Source organism: Verrucosispora sp. WMMC514, from assembly GCF_027497295.1.
GTDB lineage: Bacteria > Actinomycetota > Actinomycetes > Mycobacteriales > Micromonosporaceae > Micromonospora > Micromonospora palythoicola.
This window is the reverse complement of record NZ_CP114906.1, coordinates 4,394,634-4,419,297: the sequence shown is the minus strand read 5'-3', so window position 1 is coordinate 4,419,297 and position 24,664 is coordinate 4,394,634. Positions and strand designations below refer to the sequence as shown.

The 24,664-nt window shown below is 72.0% G+C and carries 22 protein-coding genes; 10 read left to right on the top strand and 12 right to left on the bottom strand.

Annotation, left to right across the window (positions count from 1 at the left end; translation table 11 throughout):
- Nucleotides 1–151: 151 nt before the first annotated feature.
- Nucleotides 152–529 (top strand): hypothetical protein, encoded by a 378-nt coding sequence (locus O7597_RS20625; RefSeq protein WP_269739120.1) that lies wholly within the window; start codon nucleotides 152–154, stop codon nucleotides 527–529.
- Between the two features lie 86 nt (nucleotides 530–615).
- Here O7597_RS20625 and O7597_RS20620 read toward each other — a convergent pair whose 3' ends face one another.
- Both O7597_RS20620 and O7597_RS20615 read right to left on the bottom strand, forming a co-directional pair.
- The gene (locus O7597_RS20620; RefSeq protein ID WP_269739121.1) at nucleotides 616–1,617 is read right to left on the bottom strand and encodes a sporulation protein; all 1,002 of its coding nucleotides are present in this window, start codon (nucleotides 1,615–1,617) and stop codon (nucleotides 616–618) included.
- 185 nt (nucleotides 1,618–1,802) lie between these two features.
- Nucleotides 1,803–2,381, bottom strand: a complete 579-nt coding sequence (locus O7597_RS20615) for a hypothetical protein (protein ID WP_216592581.1) — start codon at nucleotides 2,379–2,381, stop codon at nucleotides 1,803–1,805.
- Between the two features lie 152 nt (nucleotides 2,382–2,533).
- Here O7597_RS20615 and O7597_RS20610 point away from each other — a divergent pair, with 152 nt between their 5' ends.
- Nucleotides 2,534–2,950, top strand: a complete 417-nt coding sequence (locus O7597_RS20610) for a MerR family transcriptional regulator (protein WP_269739122.1) — start codon at nucleotides 2,534–2,536, stop codon at nucleotides 2,948–2,950.
- A gap of 71 nt (nucleotides 2,951–3,021) precedes the next feature.
- Here O7597_RS20610 and O7597_RS20605 read toward each other — a convergent pair whose 3' ends face one another.
- Entirely contained in the window at nucleotides 3,022–4,410 is a 1,389-nt protein-coding gene (locus O7597_RS20605) for a cellulase family glycosylhydrolase (RefSeq protein ID WP_269739123.1), read from the bottom strand.
- Between the two features lie 346 nt (nucleotides 4,411–4,756).
- Here O7597_RS20605 and O7597_RS20600 point away from each other — a divergent pair, with 346 nt between their 5' ends.
- Nucleotides 4,757–5,719, top strand: a complete 963-nt coding sequence (locus O7597_RS20600; protein WP_269739124.1) for a TIGR03557 family F420-dependent LLM class oxidoreductase — start codon at nucleotides 4,757–4,759, stop codon at nucleotides 5,717–5,719.
- A gap of 204 nt (nucleotides 5,720–5,923) precedes the next feature.
- Here the strand turns inward: O7597_RS20600 and O7597_RS20595 are convergent, their stop codons facing one another.
- From O7597_RS20595 to O7597_RS20570, 6 genes are all read right to left on the bottom strand, one after another.
- Nucleotides 5,924–6,706, bottom strand: a complete 783-nt coding sequence (locus tag O7597_RS20595; protein WP_281580443.1) for an endonuclease/exonuclease/phosphatase family protein — start codon at nucleotides 6,704–6,706, stop codon at nucleotides 5,924–5,926.
- A gap of 7 nt (nucleotides 6,707–6,713) precedes the next feature.
- On the bottom strand, nucleotides 6,714–8,204 hold the full coding sequence (locus tag O7597_RS20590) for a phosphatase PAP2 family protein (protein ID WP_269739126.1): 1,491 nt from the start codon (nucleotides 8,202–8,204) through the stop codon (nucleotides 6,714–6,716).
- Between the two features lie 71 nt (nucleotides 8,205–8,275).
- Nucleotides 8,276–9,292, bottom strand: a complete 1,017-nt coding sequence (locus O7597_RS20585; RefSeq protein ID WP_281580442.1) for a YihY/virulence factor BrkB family protein — start codon at nucleotides 9,290–9,292, stop codon at nucleotides 8,276–8,278.
- Between the two features lie 95 nt (nucleotides 9,293–9,387).
- A complete protein-coding gene (locus O7597_RS20580; RefSeq protein ID WP_269739128.1) occupies nucleotides 9,388–10,383 on the bottom strand; it encodes a diacylglycerol kinase family protein in 996 nt (331 codons plus the stop codon).
- Nucleotides 10,384–10,508: 125 nt separating this feature from the next.
- The gene (locus O7597_RS20575; RefSeq protein WP_269739129.1) at nucleotides 10,509–11,087 is read right to left on the bottom strand and encodes a Clp protease N-terminal domain-containing protein; all 579 of its coding nucleotides are present in this window, start codon (nucleotides 11,085–11,087) and stop codon (nucleotides 10,509–10,511) included.
- Complete coding sequence (locus O7597_RS20570) at nucleotides 11,087–11,323, bottom strand: HTH domain-containing protein (protein ID WP_093402906.1); 237 nt, start codon at nucleotides 11,321–11,323, stop codon at nucleotides 11,087–11,089. The genes O7597_RS20575 and O7597_RS20570 overlap by 1 nt, the downstream gene beginning before the upstream one ends.
- Nucleotides 11,324–11,444: 121 nt before the next feature.
- Between O7597_RS20570 and O7597_RS20565 the strand changes: the two genes are divergently transcribed.
- The 4 genes from O7597_RS20565 to O7597_RS20550 all read left to right on the top strand — a co-directional run bounded on the left by O7597_RS20565 (nucleotide 11,445) and on the right by O7597_RS20550 (nucleotide 16,553).
- Nucleotides 11,445–12,215, top strand: coding sequence for a protein phosphatase 2C domain-containing protein (locus O7597_RS20565; protein WP_281580441.1), 771 nt, complete (start codon nucleotides 11,445–11,447; stop codon nucleotides 12,213–12,215).
- Between the two features lie 97 nt (nucleotides 12,216–12,312).
- Nucleotides 12,313–13,143: a universal stress protein gene (locus O7597_RS20560; protein ID WP_281580440.1), complete on the top strand. Its 831-nt coding sequence runs from the start codon at nucleotides 12,313–12,315 to the stop codon at nucleotides 13,141–13,143.
- Between the two features lie 115 nt (nucleotides 13,144–13,258).
- Nucleotides 13,259–15,652, top strand: coding sequence for a phosphoketolase family protein (locus O7597_RS20555; protein ID WP_269739132.1), 2,394 nt, complete (start codon nucleotides 13,259–13,261; stop codon nucleotides 15,650–15,652).
- A gap of 13 nt (nucleotides 15,653–15,665) precedes the next feature.
- Complete coding sequence (locus O7597_RS20550; protein WP_281580439.1) at nucleotides 15,666–16,553, top strand: universal stress protein; 888 nt, start codon at nucleotides 15,666–15,668, stop codon at nucleotides 16,551–16,553.
- Nucleotides 16,554–16,577: 24 nt separating this feature from the next.
- Here the strand turns inward: O7597_RS20550 and O7597_RS20545 are convergent, their stop codons facing one another.
- Nucleotides 16,578–18,500: a heavy metal translocating P-type ATPase gene (locus O7597_RS20545; protein WP_281580438.1), complete on the bottom strand. Its 1,923-nt coding sequence runs from the start codon at nucleotides 18,498–18,500 to the stop codon at nucleotides 16,578–16,580.
- A 175-nt stretch (nucleotides 18,501–18,675) separates the two neighbouring features.
- Between O7597_RS20545 and O7597_RS20540 the strand changes: the two genes are divergently transcribed.
- Nucleotides 18,676–19,683: a nitroreductase family protein gene (locus tag O7597_RS20540; protein ID WP_269739134.1), complete on the top strand. Its 1,008-nt coding sequence runs from the start codon at nucleotides 18,676–18,678 to the stop codon at nucleotides 19,681–19,683.
- Nucleotides 19,684–19,805: 122 nt separating this feature from the next.
- Entirely contained in the window at nucleotides 19,806–21,479 is a 1,674-nt protein-coding gene (locus tag O7597_RS20535) for a GAF domain-containing sensor histidine kinase (protein ID WP_281583287.1), read from the top strand.
- A 10-nt stretch (nucleotides 21,480–21,489) separates the two neighbouring features.
- Here the strand turns inward: O7597_RS20535 and O7597_RS20530 are convergent, their stop codons facing one another.
- Nucleotides 21,490–22,128, bottom strand: a complete 639-nt coding sequence (locus tag O7597_RS20530) for a response regulator transcription factor (protein WP_099846899.1) — start codon at nucleotides 22,126–22,128, stop codon at nucleotides 21,490–21,492.
- Between the two features lie 266 nt (nucleotides 22,129–22,394).
- Between O7597_RS20530 and O7597_RS20525 the strand changes: the two genes are divergently transcribed.
- Nucleotides 22,395–23,369: a nitroreductase gene (locus tag O7597_RS20525; protein ID WP_281583286.1), complete on the top strand. Its 975-nt coding sequence runs from the start codon at nucleotides 22,395–22,397 to the stop codon at nucleotides 23,367–23,369.
- A 5-nt stretch (nucleotides 23,370–23,374) separates the two neighbouring features.
- Here the strand turns inward: O7597_RS20525 and O7597_RS20520 are convergent, their stop codons facing one another.
- Nucleotides 23,375–24,403: an NAD-dependent epimerase/dehydratase family protein gene (locus O7597_RS20520; protein WP_281580437.1), complete on the bottom strand. Its 1,029-nt coding sequence runs from the start codon at nucleotides 24,401–24,403 to the stop codon at nucleotides 23,375–23,377.
- Nucleotides 24,404–24,664 lie beyond the last annotated feature (261 nt).

Genomic DNA, 24,664 nt, shown 5'->3' with positions numbered 1-24,664 from the left:
GGCCCGAATCGCGGACCGGTCGGGGTTACTGCCCCCGTCGGCGGGGGTAGACGCGGGGTGCCCCCGCCAAGTGCGCGAACCGTGCCGTGGCCGACACGCGGTAGCGGGGCGAGGGTCGCAGGTTACGACTCATCAATCCTGAGGAGGACAGATGAGCACGCAGGCTGCATCTACCAGGCCGATGAACCGCCCGGCGCAGGACATGCAGAACCGCGCGGCCATGCAGGAGGCACCGACCCGTCAGATGCCGATGATGCAGGACGGGCACCGGGAGCCGATGCCGGCACCGGGTACGGAGACGAAGCAGGCGTTCCTGACCACCGAGTTCTGGATCTACGCCGCTGCCGTCACCACCGTGGTCATCGCCGCCTTCTGGCGTGGCACCAGCTCGTACGGGCTGAATCTGAACAACCCCGGCCAGGCGTGGTTCTTCATCACCCTGCTGACCCTCGGCTACCTGGGTAGCCGTGGTCTGGCCAAGGCCGGCAGCGCGAAGCGTTCCGGTGAGGAGCGTAAGCGGGGACGGTGACCCCGCTTAGGCGGGGCCTCGACCGGCCCGCACACGCACGGTGGCCCCTCGGGATCCGCTCCCGAAGGGCCACCGTCCCGTCGTGCCTAGAACTCCTCGAAGCCGCCGAAGTCACCGCCGAAGTCACCGGCGGCCTCGCTCACCTCGTCCTCGGCCCCTTCGAAGGCGTTGCCGATCATGTGGCCGGCGAGCATGCCACCGGCGGCACCCAGCGCCGCACCGGCCACCACGCCACCCATGCCGGAGCCGTGGCGCTGGTGCGGGTGGCCGAACTTCTGCCCGCCGCCGTAGCCGTGCGGGCCGAACGCCTGGGCGCGCAGGGCACCGAAGCGGCCGATCGTCTCCTGCAACCAGCCGTCGACCACCTGCACCCAGTCGGAGCGCTCCGCGTCGGAGTGCGCGACCTGGTGACGGCCGAAGACGTCGTGCCCGGGCGCCAGGAAGCCGCCGCGCTTGTCGCACTCCAGCACCACGTCCACGCCGTGCGGGTTGGTGACGAAGGTCAGTTCGAGTTCGTTGATGGTCTGCGCGTACTGCGGTGCGGCGAAGAACTCGATCTCCTGGTAGAACGGCAGGGTCTGGTGCACTCCGTGGATCAGCCCACGCTCCAGGTCGGCCTTCTTGAACCGGAAGCCGAGCTGCAGGAACGCCTCCAGGATGCGCTCCTGCACCGGCAGCGGGTGCACGTTGATCTCGTCCAGGTCGCCCTTGTCGACGGCGCGGGCGATCGCCAACTCGGTACGCAGCCCGAGGGCCATCCCGTGCAGACGCTGACCGTAGACCGCGGTGATCGGCGTCTCCCAGGGCAGCGGCAGCTGGAACGGGATGGACAGCGTCTGCTTCGCCGCGAGTTGCAGTGGCCCGCTGACCACCTGGCGGTGGAACTCCATCACACCGGCGTGCTCACCGACCTCGACCCGGGCGACCAGACCGACGGCGATCTCTTCGATGTCCGCCGCCGCGTCCCCGCCGAGCAGGTTGACCTGGCCGTCGAGGGCGAGTCCGGGTCTGGTGTTCGGGTTGGCCAGGACGGTGTCCACGCTGGGACCGCCCACGCCCAACGCGCTCAGCATCTTCTTGAAGACCATTGGTACTCCTGCGGGGTCTGGTGCCCGTACTCCATTGTGGGAGCGGACGCGGACCAGCGCACCCTATCGACCCGGGCTGTGAGGTCGCTGAAAAACCGGCGATCCCGGTGCGTCCCGGGTGCGTTCCCGGACGCCGACTGGCCGGGCGGCCCGAACCCGGGCCGCCCGGCTGCACGCGCTACCGGTCAGGGACGCCGAATGCTCTTGGTGTTCGGCGAGGAGTACGGACACTGGCTGGAGTATCCGGTACCGACCACGACGTAGCCCGACGGAACGGGCGAGACCCCGCAGACGACGGTGGTGCCGCTGGCGGACGGGATGCGGATGGTCCAGGTGTTCGGCCAGGCGTACGGACACTGGGTGGAGTTGCCCTGGGCCAGGATCACGTAGCCGTCCGGCAGCGGCCCGGCCTTGCAGACCACGGTGGTGGTGCTCGTGGACGGAATCCGGATCGTCATCGTGTTCGGCCACGCGTACGGGCACTGCGTGGAATTACCCTCGCTGAGCATGACGTAGCCGGCCGGGATGGTCGACACCTTGCAGACCGTGGTGGTGCCGGTGGTGGACGGGGTGGTGATGGTCCAGGTGTTCGGGTATGCGTACGGGCAGGAGCTCGACGAGCCCTCGGCGATGATCACGTAGCCGGCCGGTACCGGGGAACTCTTGCAGATGGTCGTGGTCGCCGCGCTGGCCGGCGACGACGCCGCCAGGTTGACGCCGATTGCCGCGGCGAGTACGACCAGCATGGTCAGTACGGCCCGCAACCTCGCATGACCCGCTTGACGCAACAACTGCACTGACGCCTCCACTTGTCAAGACTTCAATCGCTTTTCTGGGAGTCGGCCGCCGCGGCTTGACGCCAATCGCAATGATGCAAGTTAATGCTGACATGAAGTCAAGATCTGGTGGGCGATCAATGACTATCGGCGAGCTGGCCGGCCGGTTCGGCCTGGCTCCACACGTACTGCGGCACTGGGAGGCGATGGGTCTGCTCGCCCCTGACCGGCAACCCAACGGACGGCGTCGTTACCAGCGAAAACACGCCGGTCAGGTCGGTCTGATCCTGCTCGGCAAGGAGGCCGGGTTCAGCCTCGGCCAACTGCGGGCACTACTGACCAACCGGGACGACCCGACGGTATGGCGGCAGCTGCTGACCGAACAGCGAAACGTACTCCGCCGGCGAATAAGTGACTCACGCACCTCGTTGGCAATTATTTCCCACGCTCTGGACAGCGATCACCGGGACCTCACCGAATGCACCGAACTGGTGAATTCGATGAACACGACCGATGCCCGGTCGGAGCCCTCCCCCATTTCCGGCGAACCCGACTGAGCCCTTTCCACCTCGACCACGGCACAGCGGTGGCCGGGCCCGTGCCGGGCCCGGCCACCGACGGTGTGAGGTCAGCTCGCCGTGCAGCTCACCGCAGGAGCCGAGTTGGTCCCGGCCCAACTGCCGAGGAAGCCGAAGTTGGTGCTGGCCCCGGCACCGAGACGACCGTTGTAGGAGACGTTGCGGGCGGTCACGGTGGATCCGCTGCTGGAGATCGTCGCGTTCCAGGACTGGGTCACCGTCTGTCCGTTGGCGTACGTCCAGCGCACCGTCCAGCCGTTGATGGCGGTGGAGCCGGCGGTCACCCGCACGTCGCCCTGGAAGCCACCCTGCCACTGCCCGGTGATCGAGTAGGTCGCCGTGCAACCGGCGCTCGGCGGCGGGGTCGACGGGGGCGGCGTCGAGGGCGGCGGAGTCGAGGGGGGCGGCGTGGACGGGGGCGGGGTCGACGGCGGCGGCGTGGTCGGCGGAATCGAGTCGTAGACGCTCGCCTGCCGTGCGGTCTGCCGGATGCCGTTGGTGCCGTTGAACAACCGCTCACCCCAACTGGTCAGCTGGTTCGGGTTGAAGTTGGTGGCCATGTCGAGGTACTCCACGCCACCGCTGTTGCCGCTCCACGACCAGCCGAGCCAGCCGATGCCGTTGGCCTGGGTGTAGGAGAGGATCGCGTCCTCGTCGGGGTTGCCGTCGGAGTGGTTGTGCCCGAACTCGCCGACCACGATGGGCAGGCCACGGCTGCGGAACCGGCCCAGGTAGTCGCTGATCTCGGCGGCGGTGTCGAAGACGCCGTACATGTGGATCGAGAAGACCGTGTTGCCGGCCGGATCGGCGCTGAACACCGTGGGCGCGTTGTCGCGCATGGTGAACGACCAGTCCTGACCCCAGTTCGGCGCGTCCACCATGATGGTGTGCGTGAGGCCGCCGGTGCGCAGCCGGCGGATCGCGTTGGCGGTGTCGGTGGCCCACGACGAGTAGTTCTGGTTCCCGTACGGCTCGTTGCCGATGTTGACGATGACGTACGCTTCCTGGCCGTTGAGCGCACTGGCGATGCTGAGCCAGTAGTCGACCGCGCGGTCCAGGCTGACCGCCCCGCTCTGCTCGCCGTACCCCGTGGTGTCGTGCACCTCCAGCACGCAGATCAGCCGGTTGGCCTTGCAGAGCTGGATCACGTTCGACACGTCGCTGGCGCTGTTGCGGGTCCACCGGTCGCCACTGGAGAGCACGACCCGCACCGCGTTGGCGCCGAGGGCCTTGACGTCGGCGAAGGAACTGGTCTGGTTCGGATACCAGGTGTGCGCGTGGTTGACCCCACGCATGATGAACTCGTTGCCGTTGGCGTCGTAGAGCCGACCGTTGCTGACCGTGAAGCCGGCGGCGGCCTGGGCCGAAGGCCCGAAGGCGAACACTGCGGCGACGGTCGCCAGCAGGATGGCGCCGACGGCCGCGAACAGTTTTCTCATGCATTCCTCGCAGGAGGTGTCTCCCCCGTGCCCAGGGGGTGCGGTGAGTGGCAGGTGCGCGGCTGCAGCCCGACAGCCGCGTTCAGACCCGGCGAGGCATCAGCGTATGCCGATGGGATGGCGAAAGCAACCGGTTCAGTACGCCGGCTGCCCGTGACGACCCAGGAGACACCGAGTCGTCACGGGGGCGGACATCCCCACCACAGGACGTACACCACGCCGGCATCTGAACCGGTTCAGACAACGGTAGGCACGGGCCGAGCGCACCGTCAAGCGCCGAACAGGGGTTGACCGATCCGGGCCGGGGTATCCGGAATGACCCGTCCTCGGCCCGAAGGAGACGTCAATGGTCAGCGTCGGCTACACCCTGATGTGCGAGCAGGCAGGTCCGAAGGAACTCGTCGACCACGCCGTACGGGCCGAGGCGGCGGGCTTCGACCACCTCGTCATGTCCGACCACTACTACCCCTGGCTGGAGTCGCAGGGGCATTCCCCGTACGCCTGGTCGGTGCTGGGCGCGGTCGCGCACGCCACCTCCCGGGCGGCGCTGATGTCCTTCGTGACCTGCCCGATCCGCCGTTACCACCCGGCGGTGGTGGCGCAGAAGGCGTCCACCCTGGGGGTGCTCTCCGACGGGCGGTTCACCCTCGGCCTCGGTGCCGGGGAGAACCTCAACGAGCACGTGGTGGGCGGCTGGCCGCACGTGCAGCAGCGGCACGAGATGTTCGAGGAGGCGTTGCAGATCATCCGTCCGCTGCTGAACGGCGAGACGTTGACCTTCTCCGGCAACCACTTCGACGTGCCGGACGCCTACCTGTGGGACCGTCCGGACACGCCGGTGCCGATGGCGGTGGCCGCCTCCGGCCGGCAGTCGGCGACCCTGGCCGCCGAGTACGCCGACGGCATGATCGCCACCGATCCGGAGCCGCACCTGGTCGAGATGTACGAGCAGGCCGGCGGGGCCGGACGCCCGCGCTACGGGCAGGTGGCCATCTGCTACGGACCGGACGAGGCCGAGTGCCGCAAGATCGCCCACGATCAGTTCCGCTGGTTCGGACTGGGCTGGAAGGTCAACACCGACCTGCCCGACACCGACTCCTTCGCGGCGGCCACCCGCGGCGTCCGCGAGGAGGACGTGGCCGCCGAACTCTCCTGCGGCCCGGACGTCGACAAGCACGTGGCGGCGTTCAAGAAGTTCGTCGACGCCGGCTTCACCCACGTGGCCCTGGTCCAGGTCGGCGGCGACACCCAACCGATGTTCCTGGACTGGGCGCAGGACGAACTGCTGCCCCGACTGCGTGACCTGTGAACGACGAGGAGTGATCGATGCGCATCGGTAACACGGAGATCCGCCCCGCCGGCGGCGGCGTCGGCTGCCTCCTGATGGTCCTCTTCTCCATCCTCGCCTCGATCGTCCTGACCATCCTGCTCAACCTGCTCCTGTGACGTTCCGCCTGTGTCGATCAAGAAGTTCTGGTCCCGACAAGCCCCGGCGGAGACCAGAACTTCTTGGTCAACGCGTAGTGGGCGGGGTGAGGGCGAACTCGGCCAGCAGGGGGTAGTGGTCGGAGGCGTGGTCGGTGTGGGGGGTGCGGACCACCGCCACGCGGGTGAGGTGGGTGGCCAGGGTGGGGGTGGCGAGCAGGTAGTCCAGGCGCACGTCGGGGAACTCGGCGCCACCGTGGGCGGTGGGCACGGTCGGGCCGGCGTCGGTGCCGAGATCCACCAGCCCGGCGGCGAGCAGCCGGGCCACCGCGCGGGTCTCCACCGTCCGCCCGTCCCGACGCAGATGCCGTCGCCGGTACGCGGGCGGTAGCCGACCCACCCGGTCGGCGTGCTCGGCGTACGGGTCGAGGGTGTTCAGATCACCGGCGAGCAGCGCCAGGCCGTCCCGGCCGGTACGCACGGCGCCGGCCGCCCACCCCGCCTCGACCAGCCGTCGGGTGCCCGAGTACGGGTCGAGATGGGTACCGAGCACCGTCAGCGGACCGGCGTCGGTGCCCACCACCACACGTTGGGCCGCGTGGTGGAACGGCCGACGCACCGGTGCGGCGGCCAGCACCGGCCACGGTGCCCGCACCAGCACCGCGACCGGCTGCCCCAGCCAGGAGCGGGCCAGGTACGGCCGGAGCCCGACGCCGCCGGCGAAGCCCGCGACGTCGAGACCACCCAGTTCCTGCAACGCGAGCACGTCCGGCCGCTGCCGGGCGATGACCCGGGCCACCAGCTCGCGCCGGTCCAAACCGCCACGGTCCCGGCCACCGGTGCGGATGTTCCAGGTCATCACCCGCAACACGGGCGGCTCAGCCGGGCCGGCCGGCCCGCGCCAGCTCGTCGTCGAGGGTGTCCACGTCCTCCGACTCGATGGCCGGCTGGTTGCCCTGCCGGACGTCCTCGTTGGGGCGTACCACCCAGTACAACAGCCCGATCCAGAGCGTGGTGAGCAGGATCGCGCCCATGAAGTCCGTCGGGTGGTGCATGCCCCGGTACATCCGGGAGACCGCCACCCCGACCGGCATCACCACGGCGAGCGCCACGAAGACCCACCGCCACCACCGGTCGGTACGAGGGAAGACGATCACGGCGATCGCCACCCAGATGCAGAGTGTGGCGGCGATGTGCCCGGACGGGAACGACGAGGTCGGCATCGGACCGTCCAGGTTCTCCACCGGCGGGCGGGGCCGGTCCACCGCCGCCGCGCTGGCCAGGAAGAGGGTCAACTCGCCGAACATGGTCAACGCCACGAACAGCACCGGCCGCCACCGCCGCCAGATGGCCAGCACCAGCGGACAGAAGACCAGCGAGATCGCCAGGATGGCGTGGGTGTCGCCGACCTTGCTCCACCACCAGCTGAAATCGTCGAGCGCCGGGGTACGCCGCTCGGCGAACCAGGTCGGCACCGTCTCGTCGAGGCTGGCCAGGAAGGTGCTGTCGGCGTAGTAGCTGACGAACATGCCGAAGCCGTAGAGGGCACCGAACACCAGCACCCAGCCGACGATGATCTCGGCGACGCCGGCCCGGGCGTGCGGCAGCAGCTTCTCCTCGTCCGGCGCGGGCGCCACCTCCTGCCCGGCCTCCGGCTCCAACCCCTCGGTCAACGGCGCCGCGGGCCGCCCCCGCTCCAACCGCCACAACCGGAAGGCGTACGCGGTGACGCCCAACCAGGCCGCGCCGAGCAGCCAGGCACCGATCACGTCGGAGAGGAAGTGAACACCGAGCGCCACCCGGGTGAACCCGATCAGGAAGACGACGGCGGCGACCAGGGCCATCGCCGGCCGGCGCCAGCGGGGTGCCATCGCCGGCAGGAACACCAGCAACAACGCGCCGTAGGCCACCATCGACCCGAGGGCGTGACCGCTGGGGAAGCTCTGCCCCGCGTACGCGCCGATCGGCACCTCCACCTCGGGACGCAACCGGTCGACGAGCGTCTTGAGCGACGGGTCGAGGATCAGCGCGCCCGCGCCGGTGACGATCAGGAACACCGCGAGGCGACCCTGCCGGCGGATCAGCAAGCCGACCACGGCGACCGTCACCAACCAGATGATGACCGCCCGGCCACCGAGGTCGGTGATGGCGTTGAGCACCGTCACCAGCGGCCCGATCGGTGACACCTGGTCGTTGAGCCACTGGGCCACGCCGTGGTCCACGTCGTACAGCGGCGACCACCGCACCCGGACCAGCACCAGCAGCAACCCGAAGCCCACCCCGGCACCGAGCACGAGCGCCAGACCGGCGAGCGTACGTTCGGTGAAATGTCCCAGGGGTCGTCGCAGTACGTCCCTGACCGCGCCCACGGCAGCCTCCTTCGCTTCTGGCGTGGCGCAGTACCCGATCCGCCGCCGCGGTACACCCGGCGACCGGACGGTCAGAGTGCGGTCATCTCGCCGGTGTCGTGCACCGGTACCCGCTGTACGTTCGGCTCCCACAGGTCCGGCTTCGCCGGCTCCTGCACGCCGATGCGTACCGCCTCCAGTTGCGCCGCGAACGAGAGCCCGCCGAACAACGCCATGCCGGTGAGGTTCGCCCAGAGCAGCAGCGCCATGATCCCGGCCAGCGCACCGTAGGTCTGCCCGAAGTCTTCGCTGAACCGCACGTACCCGGCGAGCAGGAGGCTGGCCAGCCACCACATGGTGGTCGCGATGCCGGCACCGAACAACAGCCAGGACAGGCCGGGCTGGTGACGGCGGGGCGCGTGGCGGAACAGCACCGCGACGGCGAGCACCGTCAGGCCCAGGCTGAGCGGCCAACGCACCACGTCCCACACCGTCCCGGCGACATCACCCCAGGAGTAGTGGCGTTCCACCGAGTCGCCCATCGGCCCACCGCCGACCAGGATGAGGAACCCGGCCAGCGCCGGGAGACCGGCGGTGACGGCGAGCACGGCCGCCCGCAGGTACTTCCACAGCGCCGGGCGGTCCCGTTCGACGCCGTAGATCCGGTTGGCGCCCCGCTCGATCTGGGCCATGGTGCTGGTCAGCGCCACCAGGCCGGTGATCAGACCGAGAGTGAGCGCCACCTCGCCGGTCTCCTCGACCCGCTCGGCGCCCGCGCCGTCGCCCCCGCCGAGCAGCTCGGCGACCATCTGGTCACTGGTGCCAGGGGTCAACGCCAGCACCGTGTCGGCGACCACCTCCCCACCCTCGGCCACGCCCAGCTCGGAGATCAGCCCGGTGAGGGCGATCAGGAACGGCACCACGGCCAGGCAGAGCTGAAACGCGAAGGCACGGGAGTGGCTGAACCCGTCGCCGTAGCGGAACCGGGTGAACGCGTCACGCAACAGGTGCCAGCCGCCCTCCCGGCGCAGCGTCTGCCAGGCATGGTCGGCGCAGAGCTGTTCGTCGGACATCAGCCGGGTCTCCGGCACGATCCTGGTGCTGCTCACCGAGCGACCCTCTCGTTCGCGACTGCGGGGCTCGCAAGCTCACTCCTCGCGCTCACCGAACCGGCCCTCCGTTCGCGACTGCGGGGCTCGCAAGCTCACTCCTCGCGCTCACCCCGGCCCTCCTCGACGAGGCGTTCGCCGCGCTCGGCGGCGGCCGACGCGTCCTCGGCCAGGTCGGGCGCCTGCTCCGGCCGCGGTACGCACAGCCACAACGCCCGCCGCCGGATCTGCACCCGCAGCTGGCTACCCGGTTCGATCAGGTCGCCGTCCAGTTCCCGAGGCTGGCTCCGGTTGCTGGTTATCTCCACTCGACGGGCGCGGTACACCTCCATCCGCGGCACCCGGTCGCGACGGCGCAACACCGCCCAGCCGAGGGTGAGCCAGTGCCGCAGCGTGCGCGGGGTGAGCACGGCGACGTCGAGGTACCCGTCGTCGGGCTCCGCCTCGGTGAGCAGGGTCACCCCACCCTGGAGCCGACCGACGTTGGCGACCAGCACCGAACGGGCGCGGCGGCGCAACGGCGGCTGGTCGTCCAGCCGGATCGACACCCGCATCGGCCGGTCCCGCAGGTGTCGTGCCGCCCCGACCACGTACGCGGGCCAGCCGATCCGGCGCTTGGTGGTCTCGCTCGTGGCGTCGAGCATCTGGGCGTCGAAACCCATGCCGGCCATCACCGCGAAGTGGTGCCCGTCCACCGCACCGACGTCGAGCAGGCGGCGGCCACGCTCGATGGCCACCGCCAGCCCGGCGGGCAGTTCGTCGGAGAGCCCCAGGTTGGCGGCGAGCAGGTTGCCGGTGCCTTGAGGCAGCACGGCGAGTGCCACCTCGGTGCCGACCAGAGCGTCGACGCAGGCCATCACCGTACCGTCGCCGCCGCAGGCGAAGACCACGTCGACCCCGGCGGCGAGCGCCTTCTCGGTCTGCCCGCGACCGGGATCGTCGGGGGTGGTCTCGAACCACAGCGGTTCCGGCCAGCCGGCCGCGTCGAGCGTGTCGCCGACGGTCCGGCGCAACGCGTCGAGATCGGTCACCTTGACCGGATTGACCACCACCGCGCTGCGCAGCGGCCCTTCGTCCCGTCCAGCTTCCACGGCGTCAGTGTGCAGCACGGTGCCGGGTTGGGCGACCCGACGCCGATGTGCCTCGATTCACCCCGCCGACGCCCCGTGCCGACGTTTCGACCGACGTTCGTCGGGGGACGCGGAGCAGTCGGTCGTCAGGCGCTGGCGCGCAGCGCGACCTCGACCCGCTGGCGTACGTCGGCCAGGTCTACCCCGGCCTCGGTGAGCGCCAGCGCGGCGAGGCCGTTTCCCTCCCGCAGCAGGCCGAGCAGGATGTGCTCGGTGCCGATGTGGCGGTGCCGCAGCCGGATCGCCTCGCGTAGCGACAGCTCCAACACCTTCTTCGAACGGGCCGAGAAGGGACCACCGGTCGGCCGTCGCCGGCCCCATCGGCGGCGCGGTGCCGGCACCGCCTCGCGGAGGGCGTCCTTGCCGAACGACTCCTCGATCCGGGTGACGATGGCGGCCAGGTCGATGCCGATCTCACGCAGCGCCGCCGCATCGGCCTCGCCCAGGCCGCTGCCCCCGGTCGCGGTGTGGCGGTGGACCCGCTCGCGCAGGTCGTCCGCGGTGACACCCGCGTCGCGGAGCACCCGCGCGGCCAGGCCGTCCCCGTCGGCGAGGACGGCCAGCAGAAGGTGCTCGGTGCCGACCGGCCGTTGGCCCTCGGCGCGGGCCTCCTCGCGGGCCCGTCGCACCACCTCGCGGGCACGGTCGGTGAATCGTTCGAACATCACGCCTCCCAGGAGGAATCGACCGCCGGTCGCCCGGCGTGCTTCTTGTGCACCGCCTGCCGGCTGACCTCGAGCGCGTCGGCGATCTCCTGCCACGACCAGCCCTGCCGTCGGGCGTTGTCGACCTGGACCACCTCAAGCCGTTCGAGCAGCCGGCGCAGGGCGCGGACGGCACGCAGGCCGACCCGGGGGTCGGTGCTGCCGGCCGCGGCCGCGAGTTCCGTCGCCTGACTCATGGCGTCAACTTACATTGACATCGCCGGAGCGTCAACCCCGGTTGACACCCGAGGTGTGGTTCCCCTTCGCTAGGGTCGTGGCCGCGCGGGCGTTCCGCGCCAGCCGTCGGTTGGAGGCCCGGTGAGCCAGGACGCGGACTACCAGGCAAGCCGTTTCACGCTCACCGACCTGACTCTCGAAATGGCCGGCGGCAGCGTGGTCGGCAACCGGTACCGCGACAACTACGACGTCCTGCACGTCGATCCCGCCCTCCCCTTCGTCGTGGTGGCCGACGGGATGGGCGACGGGGTGGGCAGCCGTCGCGCCGGTGCCGCCGCGGTACCGACGTTCGCCGCGCTCGTCCGCGAGGCGTGGCCCGAGATCGGGGCCGACCGGCTCCGCACCGTCGCCGACGCGGTCCAGGCCGCCGTACTCGAGGCTGGCCGAGGTAGCCCCCAGCTGACCGGCTGCACTCTCACCGGTCTGGTCGTCGAGCCGGAGGGCGGCCAGGGCTGGGTGGTCCAGTTGGGCGACTCACGGGCCTACCGGCTCCGCGACGACCTGCTGGAACTGGTCACCACCGACCACACCGTCGCCTGGCTGGGGGTGCTGCACGGCTGGTACCCGAGCGACTCTCCCGCCGCCGCCCGGGCCCGGTACCAGCTCACCCGCTACGCCGGCCACCCGGCCGCACCGGAAGCCGACCTGCTGGCCGTGACGGTGCGTCCCGGCGACACCTGGCTGCTCTGCACCGACGGGGTGAGCGACCAGGTCAGCTACCACGTGATGCAGGAGGCCCTCATCCGGGCTGAGCCGGCGGACGCGGTCCGGACTCTGCTGCGCGCCGCACTGGACGCCGGTGGGGCCGACAACGCCAGTGCCGTCGTGGTGCGGGCCCGGCCGGCGTCCTGACCACCCACCGGCGGTGCGGCGATCACGCCCCGGAGCAGCACCGGCGCGACTAGCCTCAACAGCAGGCCGAGCGCGACAGCTGCGGGGGTGATGGCGGATGGCCGCAGCCAGCGACGCGCCGGTGCTCGTCGGCGTCGGTCCGGAGGACGCCCTGCCGGTGGCCCGCCTCGCCGCCCGGGTCGCCGCCGCCCACGGACGCGGGCTGCACCTGCTGCACGCCTTCAACTGGGCGGCCTTCGACGCACCCGCGGTCTCCAGCTCCCGGGCCCACGCCGAACAGTTGATCGCCGAGGCGACCGCGGCGGCCAACGCGAACGAGCCGGGCGTGCCGGTCACCGCCGAGATCGCCGAGGGCTCGGCGGTGGCGAACCTGGTTCGCCGGTCGGAGACCGCCTTTCTGGTGGTGGTCGGCGACGGCGGTATGGCCCACTGCGACCGCTGCATACCGGCGGACAGTCCCGCCGTGCAGGTGGCCGCCCGCGCCGAGTGCCCGGTGCTGGTCGCCCGGCGGGAACCACCACCCGCCGGCCCGGTCCTGGTCGGCATCGACGGCTCGGCCTCCGGCGAGATGGCACTGGACTGGGCGCTCACCTGCGCCATCCGGCACGGCGCTCGGCTGCTGGCGGTCTGGGTGGTCGACCCCGACGGCATCGTCGAGGAGGCCACCGAACGGCTCAGCGACACGGTGTCCCGCCATCGGGCCGACCATCCCGACGCCGCCGTCGAGTGCCACGTCATCCGGGGCGAGCCCGGTGACGTGCTGGTCGACCAGTCCCGCTCGGCGCAGTTGGTGGTGGTCGCCGCCCGGGGCGAGGAGCCGCTGCGCGGGATGCTCGGCGCGGTCAGCCAGTCACTGCTCTACCACGCGCCGTCCCCCGTACTGGTGATCCGTGGCGTGACCGACACACCGGACCCGGACGGGTCGTGACACCCGGGCCGGCGGGACCAACGGCCCTGATCCAGGATCGCCGATTCCGCGAAGCTGACAGAGGAAACCGCGTTGCGGATGCGAGATTCACCGACCCGCGAGAGGCTCAAGCAGTATGGACACCGCTGTAGACCTGCGAAGCCCCCTGACCGATGACGAACTGCGCCGGCTGGACGCCTACTGGCGGGCGGCGAACTACCTCACCGTCGGGCAGATCTACCTGCTGGACAATCCCCTGTTGCGCGAACCGCTGGCCCCCGAGCACGTCAAGCCCCGCCTGCTCGGGCACTGGGGCACCTCTCCCGGGCTGAACCTGATCTACGCCCACCTGAACCGGGCCATCGTGGCGCGGGATCTCAGCGCCATCTACATCACCGGACCCGGACACGGCGGACCGGCGCTGGTGGCGAACACCTGGCTCGAAGGCACCTACAGCGAGCTCTACCACGACATCGGTCGCGACGAGGCCGGCATGGCCCGGCTGTTCCGCCAGTTCTCCTTCCCCGGCGGCATCCCGAGCCACGTCGCGGCGGAGGTGCCGGGTTCGATCCACGAGGGCGGCGAGCTGGGGTACGCGCTCAGTCACGCCTACGGCGCCGCCTTCGACAACCCGGACCTGCTGGTCGCCTGCGTGATCGGCGACGGCGAGGCGGAGACCGGCCCGCTGGCCGGCAGCTGGCTGTCCAACGTGTTCCTCAACCCCGCTCGCGACGGCGCGGTGCTGCCCATCCTGCACCTCAACGGATACAAGATCGCCAACCCGACGGTGCTGGACCGCATCCCCGAGTCCGACCTGCTCGACCTGATGCGGGGCCAGGGCTACCAGCCGTACGTGGTGGCCGGCGACGATCCCGCCGTGGTGCACCAGACCCTGGCGGCCACCCTGGACCGCGCGCTCGACGAGATCGCCGAGATCCAGCGCCACGCCCGCTCCGGCGGAACCGTCGAACGCCCGCGCTGGCCGATGATCGTGCTGCGTACCCCGAAGGGCTGGACCGGGCCGCACGATGTCGACGGCAAGCGGGTCGAGGGCACCTACCGCGCGCACCAGGTGCCGCTCTCCGAGGTCCGCGACAACCCGGATCACCTGGCCGAGCTGGAAAGGTGGCTGCGCAGCTACCGCCCGCAGGAGCTGTTCGACGCCACCGGCGCGCCCGTCGCCGAGCTGGCCGACCTGCCGCCCCGAGGGCCACGACGGATGAGCGCCAACCCGGTCGCCAACGGCGGCACGCTGCTGCGCGACCTGAACCTGCCCGACTTCCGCGACTACGCCGTCGAGGTGCCCCGGCCCGGCGCGACGGTCACCAGCGCCACCGGCGAACTCGGCAAGTGGGTCCGGGACGTGATCAGCGCCAACCCGCAGACGTTCCGGCTGTTCGGACCGGACGAGGTCGCCTCCAACCGCCTCCAGGCGGCCTTCGAGGTCACCGACCGGGCCTGGGTGGCCGGCACCGTCGACGGCGACGACCACCTCTCCCCCGACGGACGGGTGATGGAGGTCCTCTCCGAGCACCTGTGCCAGGGCTGGTTGGAGGGCTACCTGCTCACCGGCCGGCACGGCATCTTCACCAGCTACGAGGCGTTCATCCACATCGTCGACTCGATGGTCAACCAGCACGCCAAGTGGCTGAAGGTCACCCGTGGCATCCCCTGGCGGCAGCCGGTCGCCTCGCTGAACTACCTGCTGTCCAGCCATGTCTGGCGGCAGGACCACAACGGCTTCTCCCACCAGGATCCGGGCTTCATCGACCACGTGATGAACAAGAAGGCCGAGGTCGTGCGGGTCTACCTGCCGCCGGACGCGAACACCCTGCTCTCCACCATGGACCACTGCCTGCGCAGTCGCCACTACATCAACGTGGTGGTGGCCGGCAAGCAGATCGCGCCCAGCTGGCTCACCATGGACGAGGCCGTCGCGCACTGCCGGCGTGGCCTGGGCATCTGGGACTGGGCCAGCACCGACGACGGCAGCGAACCGGACGTCGTGCTCGCCTGCGCCGGTGACGTGCCGACACTGGAGACGCTCGCCGCGGCGGACCTGCTGCACCAGCACCTGCCCGAACTGAAGGTACGGGTGATCAACGTCGTCGACCTGATGCGGCTCCAGCCGGACTCCGAGCACCCGCACGGCCTGCCGGACTCCGAGTTCGACACGCTGTTCACCCGCGACAAGCCGATCATCTTCGCGTACCACGGCTACCCGTGGCTGATCCACCGGCTCACCTACCGCCGCACCAACCACCACAACCTGCACGTGCGCGGGTACAAGGAGGAGGGCACCACCACCACACCGTTCGACATGGTGATGCTCAACAACCTGGACCGCTTCCACCTCGTGATCGACGTGATCGACCGGGTTCCCGGTCTGGCCGCCCGCGCCGCGCACCTGCGCCAGGAGATGACCGACGCGCGCCAGTCCGCCCGCGACTACACCCGCCGCTTCGGCGAGGACGACCCTCGGGTCGCGGAGTGGCGCTGGGTCCGCGAGACCGACCCGACCAACCGGTGAGGAGATGCCCGTCATGAGCGAGCACGGCGCGGACGCGGAGATCCTGGTGGGCTACGACGGCTCCCCGGACGCCGCGACGGCCCTGGAGTGGGCGCTCGATCAGGCCCGCCGCGACGGCCGGCCGGTCCGGTTGGCGTACGTCTTCGAGTGGTTGACCGTGGCCGGCTGGGTCGGTCCGGGCGTCACGCCGGGGATGTGGCCCGACGAGCAGGCCCGCCGGCAGGTCGAGGAACTGGTCGGCAAGGCCGTCGCGGACGCCGCCGCCACCCATCCGGGCCTGGACGTACGCGGCGAGGTGCTGGACGGTCCGCCCGCCCTGATCCTCGAGGAGGCATCGACGCAGGCCGGCCTGCTGGTGCTGGGCAGCCGTGGTCACGGTGGCTTCGCCGGTCTGCTCGCCGGGTCGACCGCCGTCGCCGTCACCGCGCACGCGCACTGCCCGGTGGTGGTGGTCCGTCGCCGACCCGCCGAGAGCGAGCGGACCGGGCACGTCGCGGTCGGGGTGGACGGCTCCGAACAGTCGCTGCTGGCCCTCGGCTTCGCCGTCGAACAGGCCGCCCTGCGTCGGGTACCGCTGCACGTGGTGCGGGCCTGGCAGCCGCCACGGGACCAGTGGGGCCTGCGCGGCGAGCAGGCCCGCGACGCGGCGCTCGCCGACCAGCGTGCCGAGCTGGACGAGGCGTTGCACCGCTGGCAGGACACCTTCCCCGAGGTGGAGGTGACCGTCGAGACCGCCGCGGCCGCGCCGGCCGGTCTGCTCGTCGACGCCAGCCGCAACGCGCAGCTGATCGTCGTCGGCAGCCGGGGGCGCGGCGGGCTGCGGGGCATGCTGCTCGGCTCGGTCAGCCAGCAACTTCTCCAGCACGCCCACTGCCCGGTCGCGGTGGTGCGGGAGCGCTGATGGTGCACCGTGGGCCGGCCGCGGTCAGGCCGGCCCACGGGAACCGCCGCGGAGCGCGCGCAGCGCGTTGAGGATCACCAGCACGTCGATGCCCTCCTGCAGGAACGCGCCCGCCACGGGCGGCAGCCGACCGGCCGCCGCGAAGCCCATCGCGAGCAGCGCCAACCCCATGCCGACCGTGGCGCTCTGCACCGCGATCCGACGGGCGTACCGGGCCACCTCGACCGCGTCGGCCAGCGGATCGAGGCGGTCGACGCTGAGCACCGCGTCGGCGACGTCGGCCGAGGCGGTCGCCCCGGTGGCGCCCATCGCCACGCCGACCTGGGCCTCCGCCAGCGCCGGGGCGTCGTTCACCCCGTCGCCCACCATCACGGTCACCGCCCGGCCCGCCTCGGCTCGGACCCGGGTCGCCTTCTCCTGCGGCGTGCACCGGGCCAGCACGTCGTCGACGCCCACCGCGTCGGCGACCCGGCGGGCGTCCTCCGGCCGGTCGCCGGTGACCATCACGATCCGGGTGAGGCCGGCGGCACGCAGCCGAGCCACGGTCCGGCGGGCGTCGGGGCGTACCGGATCCTCCAGCAGGACAGCGCCGAGCGGCCCGGTCTCCTCGGCCACCCAGACCAGCGAGTGTCCCGCCGCGCCGGCCCGACGGCTGGCCCGCTCGGCCCACTGCGGCAACTCACCGGCGAACTGGCCGACCCGCACGCGCCGGCCGTCCACCCGCCCGCTCACCCCCCGGCCGGGCTCCTCGGTCACCTCGGCCGGGGTGACCAGCCGAAGACCGCGCTCCCCGGCGGCGCGCACCAGCGCCGCCGCCAACACGTGCGAGGACAACTGCTCCACCGAGGCGGCCAACCGCAACACCTCGTCGGGGTCGCCGCCGGGAGCCACGACGAGGTGGGCGACCCGGGGACGGCCGGCGGTCAGCGTCCCGGTCTTGTCGACGAGCAGGGTGCGCGCCCGGCCCAGGACCTCCAGCGCACCTCCGTCGCGGACCAGCACCCCGCGTCGGGCCACCCGGGACAACCCGGAGACGATGGCGATCGGGGTGGCCAGCAGCAACGGACACGGCGTGGCCACCACCAGCACCGCCACCGCCCGGAGGAAGTCGCCGGAGAGCACCCAGCCCAACCCGGCCAGCGCCAACGTGAACGGCACGAAGGCGGCGGCGTACCGGTCGGCCAGTCGCACCGTCGGTGCCCTGCGGGCGGTCGCCTCCTCGGCCAGCCGGACGATGCCGGCGTACGTGCTGCGTTCGGCGCTCTCCGCGGCCCGCAAGCCGAACGCGGGTCCGGCGTTGACCACGCCGCTGGCCACCCGGGCCCCGGCCGGCCGCTCGACGAGCCGGGACTCCCCGGTGACCACCGACTCGTCGAGCGTCGAGGCGGTCTCGGTGACACCGTCGACGGCGACCACGTCACCCGGACCGACCAGTAACCGGTCACCGGCCGCCACCCGGTCCACCGGTACCTCCTCGACAGCACCGTCGGCGGTGCGCCGCCTGGCGGTACGGGGTGCGCGCTCCAGCAGCGCCCGCAGATCACGGGTCGCCCGGCGCTGCGCGTACGCCTCCAGGGTCCGTCCGGTGGCCAGCATCACCGCGACCACCGCACCGGCCAGGTACTCGCCGACGACAAGTGCGCCGCCCAGCGCCAGCACGGCGATCACGTCCACGCCGAACCGCCGCCGCAGCAGGTCCCGCAGCACCGCCACGGCCGCCGGCAGCAGCGCCGCGAGGGTGGCCACCGCCCACAGCGCGTCGGCGACGCCGGGAAGCCCGGCCGGTCGCACCGCCGCACCGGCCAGCACCAGCAGCGTCAGTCCGGTCAGCGGAGTCCACAGCCACCAGTTCCGGCGCCGACCGGAACCCCCGGGTTGCGGACGCACCGGCTGGTCCGGCAGGCACTCGCCCTCGCCCCGGTCACCTGCCGACCGCTGCTCACCCACCTGCGGATCGTCTCAGCCGGACCGGGCGGTCGCGGCGGAACGCGGGCCACACGTCCCCCCGGGTGAGGACGTGCGGATTGTGCGACGCGGCGGCCGATGACGCACGATGAACCGGACCGCGCCCACAGCCGTACCGAGGTGCGGCACGATGGGCAGAGACGGAAAGGTCGTGAGGATGAGCCACCAGACGCCGGCTACCCACCGCCCGCTGACCACCGCCCTCGCGGAGGCCGCCGCGATGGCCGGTCACGCGCCGTCGGTGCACAACAGCCAGCCGTGGCGCTGGCGGGTGCTGCCCGACGCGCTGGAGCTGCGGGTGGTCCGCGACAGCAGGTTGGCCGCCACCGACCCGGAGGGCGAGCTGGTCACCCTCAGTTGCGGTGCGGCGCTGCACCACGCCCGGCTGGCGTTGGCCGCCGAGGGGTGGGCGACCACCGTGCGGCGGATGCCCGACCCGGGCGACCCCGACCTGCTCGCCCGGCTCACCGAGCCACGGGCCACCGGCGCCGACCCGGACGCGATGCGGGCGGTGCAGTGCATGCAGGTGCGGCACACCGACCGGCGTCCGGTAAGCGACGAGCCGGTCTCCGACGACTCGTTGAGCGCCATCGCGGCGGCCGCCGTCGCGGAGGGTGCCCGGTTGGAGGTCCTCGACCGCGACCAGATGCTGCAACTGGCCGCGTCCGCCTCGCAGGCCGCCACGGTCGAGGCGGAGGACTCCCGGCTGCGGGAGGAGCTGGAGTACTGGACCAGCCGTGCCGGCGACACCGGGCTGCCTCCCGAGGTGTTGCCGGAGCAGCCCGCGCAGACCACCGTGCCGGGGCGGGACTTCGGTCGCGCCGGCACGCTGCCGGTCGGGCCGGGACACGACCGGGCGGCGTCCTACGCGGTGCTCTACGGCGACCAGGACGAGCCGGTCGACTGGCTGCGGGCCGGGGAGGCGCTGTCGGCCGCCTGGCTGGCCGCCACCCGACTGGGTGTCTCGATGGTCCCGCTCAGCGGGGTGGTCGAGGTGCCGGCCACCCGGCAGACCCTGCGCCAGCTGCTCGCCGGGCTCGGCCAGCCGTACCTCGGCCTGCGCCTGGGGGTCGCCGACCCGGCGCACGCCGGCCCACCGCACACCCCGCGACTGCCCCGCGAGCAGGTGGTGGACACCTCGGCGGTGGCCGGCGACGCCGCCTGACCGCGCTGTCCCGGACACCCCGCCAGCCGGCGTCGGGCGTTTCCGCGCGGCCGGTCGCCGGTTAGCATCGCCGGGTGACCGTCGGTGCACCCAACCCCCGGCACGAGCCACCGTCGCTCGGCCTGAGCCCACTGTCCCGAGTCCGCCTGGACGAGCTGCTCCAGGAGATGCTGGATCGCGTCGGCGAGGTGGTGACCAGCCGGGAACGCCTACGGGCGCTGCTCGACGCGGTCGTCGGCATCGGCACCGACCTCGATCTGCGCAGCACCCTGCGGCGCATCGTCCAGGCGGCCTGCGACCTGGCCGGGGCCCGCTACGGCGCGCTCGGGGTGATCGGTCCCGACCGGATGCTGCACGACTTCATCACCCACGGCATCTCCCCGGAGCTGCACGCGAAGATCGGTGACCTGCCGCACGGCCGAGGGGTGCTCGGCCTGCTCATCGACGAACCGAAACCGGTGCGGATGCCGGACATCACCCAGCATCCGAACTCGTACGGCTTCCCGCCGCACCATCCGCCGATGCACACCTTCCTCGGCGTGCCGGTACGCATCCGCGACCAGGTCTTCGGCAACCTCTACCTGGCCGAGAAGCAGGGCGGCGTCGAGTTCACCGAGGACGACGAGGAGATCGTCGTCGCGCTCGCCGGTGCGGCCGGCGTGGCGATCGAGAACGCCCGGCTGTACGCGCTGGCCCACCGGCGGGAACGCTGGCTCGCCGCCACCGCCGAGATCACCTCACTGCTGCTCGGCGAGGTGCGCCGTACCGACGCACTGACCCTGGTGGCGCGGCGCGCCCGCGAGGTCGCCGAGGCCGAACTCGCCCTGGTGCTGCTCTACGACGAGGATGCGGAGCACTTCACCGTCGAGGTCGTCGACGGCGTCGGCACCCAGGCCCGCGCGCTGGTCGGCACGGTGCTGCCGGCCGCCGACACCAGCTTCGCCGGTCCGGTCGTCGCGGGCCGGCATGATTCGGTGGAGGATCTCGCCCACGCCGCGCCGTGGCCGGCGGTGCTGCACACCGGACCGGCGGTGATCTCCCCGCTGGCCACCGCCGACACTCTGCACGGTGTGCTGGTGATCGCGCACCGCGTCGACCACGGCGGCGCCACCGACGACGACGTGGCCCTGCTGGGCAGCTTCGCCGGTCAGGCGGCGCTGGCCATGGAACGCGCCCGCGGCCAGGAGGAACGCGAGCAGCTGGTGGTGCTGGAGGACCGCGAGCGGATCGCCCGGGACCTGCACGACGTGGTGATCCAACGGCTGTTCGCCACCGGCCTGCAACTGCAGAGCGCGGTGCCGTTGACCGCGCGGCCGGAGGTCGCCAAGCGGATCAATGCCGCCGTCGACGACCTGGACACCACCATCAAGGACATCCGCCGCACCATCTTCGAGCTGCGTACCCCGATGAGCGCGGCGCTGCGCACCGAGATCCGCGAGGCGGTGGAGGCCGCCGCCGAGGCACTTGGTTTCCGCCCGAGGCTGGAGCTGACCGGGCCGATCGACAGCGCCGTGCCGGACGAGGTCCGCCCCGAACTCGCCGCCGTGCTCCGCGAGGCGCTGTCCAACGCCGTACGCCACGCCGAGGCCACGGCGGTGTCGGTGGCGGTACGCGTCGACGCCGCCCGGGTCGCCGTCACCGTCACCGACAACGGCGTGGGTTGCGACCCGGCCGCCGCCCGGGGCGGACTGGTGAACCTGCGCGAACGCGCCGAACGGCACGGCGGCACCTTCGAGGTACGCGAGGCCGAGCCGCACGGCACGGAGCTGCACTGGTCGGTGCCGTTGGGGGCCTGAGCCGCACTGGTCAGTGCGTCTTGCCCAGCAGGCGGGTGGCCAGCACCGCGGCCTGGGTGCGTCGCTCCAGACCGAGTTTGGCCAGCACACTGGAGACGTAGTTCTTCACCGTCTTCTCGGCCAGGAACATCTTGCTGGCGATCTCCCGGTTGGTCAGTCCCTCGGCGACGTACTCCAGGATGCGCCGCTCCTGCTCGGTGAGGGACTGCAGCTCGCGGGGCTGCTCCACGCCGCTGCGGATGCGATCCAGCACCCGGGTGGTGATCGCCGGGTCCAGCAGCGACTGACCGGCCGCCACCCGGCGTACCGCGTCGACGAGGTCGGTGCCCCGGATCTGCTTGAGCACGTACCCGGAGGCACCAGCCATGATCGCCGCGAACAGCGCCTCGTCGTCCTCGTACGAGGTCAGGATCAGCCCTTTGATCGAGGAGTCCACGGCCCGTACGTCCCGGCACACATCGATGCCGTTGCCGTCGGGCAGCCGGGCGTCGAGAATCGCCACGTCGGGCCGCAGCGCCGGAATCCGGCGGGCCGCCTCCGGTGCGGAACCGGACTCACCGACCACCTCGATGTCCCCACTGGCATGCAGCAGGTCGGCCAGACCACGACGGACGACCTCATGGTCGTCAAGCAGAAACACCCGGATCATCCCCCCTTTCTACCCCCTCCCACCCGCCCCCACCCGGGCCGAAAGTCCCAACCTCCCCGCCCACCCCGCCCCCCTCCGGGCAGTCGATCATGAAGTTGTCACCACCTCACCTCGGCGCGTCGGGCAACAACTTCATGATCATCGAGAGCTGGGGGGAGGCCGGGGAGGCGGGGGGTCCTGGGGGTTCGGGACGTGTGGCCCTGCTGGGTGGGGGTGGGTGGGGCGCACCGTGGGGAGGTACCAGGCGGATGCGAGGGGGCACGACCATGGAGACCGGCTACACCGTCGAACAACTGCGGGCCGCCGCGACCGACGCGGTCCGTGCACCGTCCCTGCACAACGTCCAGCCGTGGCGGTTCCGGCTGCGTGACGGTGGGATCGAGGTGCTCCTCGACCCGACCCGACGGCTGCCCGCCACCGACCCGAGCGGCTGGGGTGCCCGCGTCGCCGGTGGAGCGGCGCTGTTCAACCTGCGCCTGGCCCTGGCGGTGGCCGGCGCACCGGCGACGGTACGACTGCGCCCGTACCCGTCGGAGCCGGACGTGCTGGCCCGGCTGGTGCCGGACCTGCCGCGCCGACCCAGCCCCGCCGAGCAGGGCCTCTACGCGGCCATCCCGCGCCGGTTCAGCAACCGTGCCCCGTTCTGGCCCGACCCGGTCCCGGCCGACTCCCGTTGGCGACTGGGTGAGGCGGCCCGGGCCGAGCACTGCTGGCTGGAACTGCTGATCGGGGTGAGCGCGGTCAACGCCTTCGCCGAGATCGCTCGCGGCGCACACCGGGTCCTCGAACGCGACCCCGCCTACCGGGCGGAGCGCGAGGCGTGGGTACGCGCCGGCACCGAGCCGGACGGTGTCCCGGTGACCGCCAGCGGCCCCCGGGCCGAGCCACAGGATCTGCTTCCGTCGCGTGGCTTCGGTGGCACCCAGCGGGCACCAGGGCGGGACTTCGAGCCGGAGCCGCTGGTCGCGGTGCTCGGCTCCGCCGGCAACACCGCCGTCGACCAGGTGGTCGCGGGCCAGGCGTTGCAGCGGGTGCTGCTGACCGCCACCGACGCCGGGCTGTCGGTGTCGATGCTGTCCCAACCGATCGAGGTGCCGTCGGCCCGGGAGCAGCTCCGGCTGTCGCTGGGACGGTTCGGTACGCCGCAGATGGTGATGCGGATCGGGTACGGCCAGCCGGGCTGGCCCACCCCCCGCCGCTCGGTGGACGAGGTGCTGGACCTGCCGGTATCCCTCGCCTAGCGACGTCAGCGGGGTGGCACCGGGGACGGAGGGTCGGTGGCCAAGGCCGCGAGCAGGCCGGCCTCCCGGACCGGGTCCAGACCGACCGGCGGCCGGGCCGGTCGACCGGCCCGGGCCGGCACCGAACCCACCCGGCGTAACCAGGCCCAGGTGTCGCCGACGGTCTCGGTCACCGGGCGGCAGTCGAGTCCGTCGGCGTACGCACGGGTGACGTCCATCTGTTGCATCCACCGGTACTCGTGCCCCGGCGGGATCCAGATCGGCAGATCGTTCCACGGTTCCACCCCGGCGGCGAGCAGGCGCTTCGGGTCGATCCAGCGCAGCCGGGCGGCAGCGCCGGTGGCCGCCAAACCGGCGGTGAGCAGTTCGCCCATGGTGGTGTGCCCGGGTCGGCTCACCACGTTCACCGCTCCGGCCTGGCCGGCGGCCCCGGCATCCAGCAGGAAGGCCGCCAGGTCGCGCACGTCGACGTACTGCACGGGCAGGTCCACCGGGCCGGGCGCGAGCACCTCACCGCCCTGGGCGAGACGGTTCAGCCACCACGGCAGCCGACCGATGTCCTCACCCGGACCGAGGATGAGGCCGGCCCGGGCGAGCAGTACCCGGTCGCCGAGCACCGCGCGCAGGGCCCGCTCGGCACCGGCCTTGAGCATCGGGTAGTCACCGTCGATGTCGTCCGCAGCGGCCTCCACCAGCGGGGCCTGCTCGGTCACGCCGGCCGGCACCGGCTGGGCGTACACCGAACCGCTGGAGACGTAGACGTAGTGTCCGACCCGGCCGGCCAGCATCCGCGCCGTCGCCTGGGCGACGCGGGGCGCACCGTCCCAGGTGTCGACGACGAGATCCCACTCCCCCTCGGTCAGCGCGGCCAACCCGTCGGCGGTGGTGCGGTCACCCACCAGGTGCCGTACGCCAGCCGGAGGCGCCCCGTGCCGCCCCCGGTTGAACGCCGTCACCGCCCAGCCCCGGTGCGTCGCCTCGGCGACCACCGCCCCACCCACGAATCCCGACCCGCCCAGCATGAGGAGTTTCATGTGAGCCACCCTGCCCCTCGTCGGCGCTGTCCGGGCGGCTCGTTCACCGTCAGCGGATCTGCCAACGGCAGAAGCCGGCGACGGCCCGCACCGGCTCGGGTGGGAAGTGGGTGCCGTGTCCGGCGGACGGCGTGGGCGTCCGCCGGACACGGCCGGGCGGTGCCGCGGGCACGGCGGGCACCACCAGCCAGTTCCTTGGTGAAAGGACGGCGAGTCCCATCGTCGGCCCCACCGGATGCGACGTCAACAACTTCCGGAAAA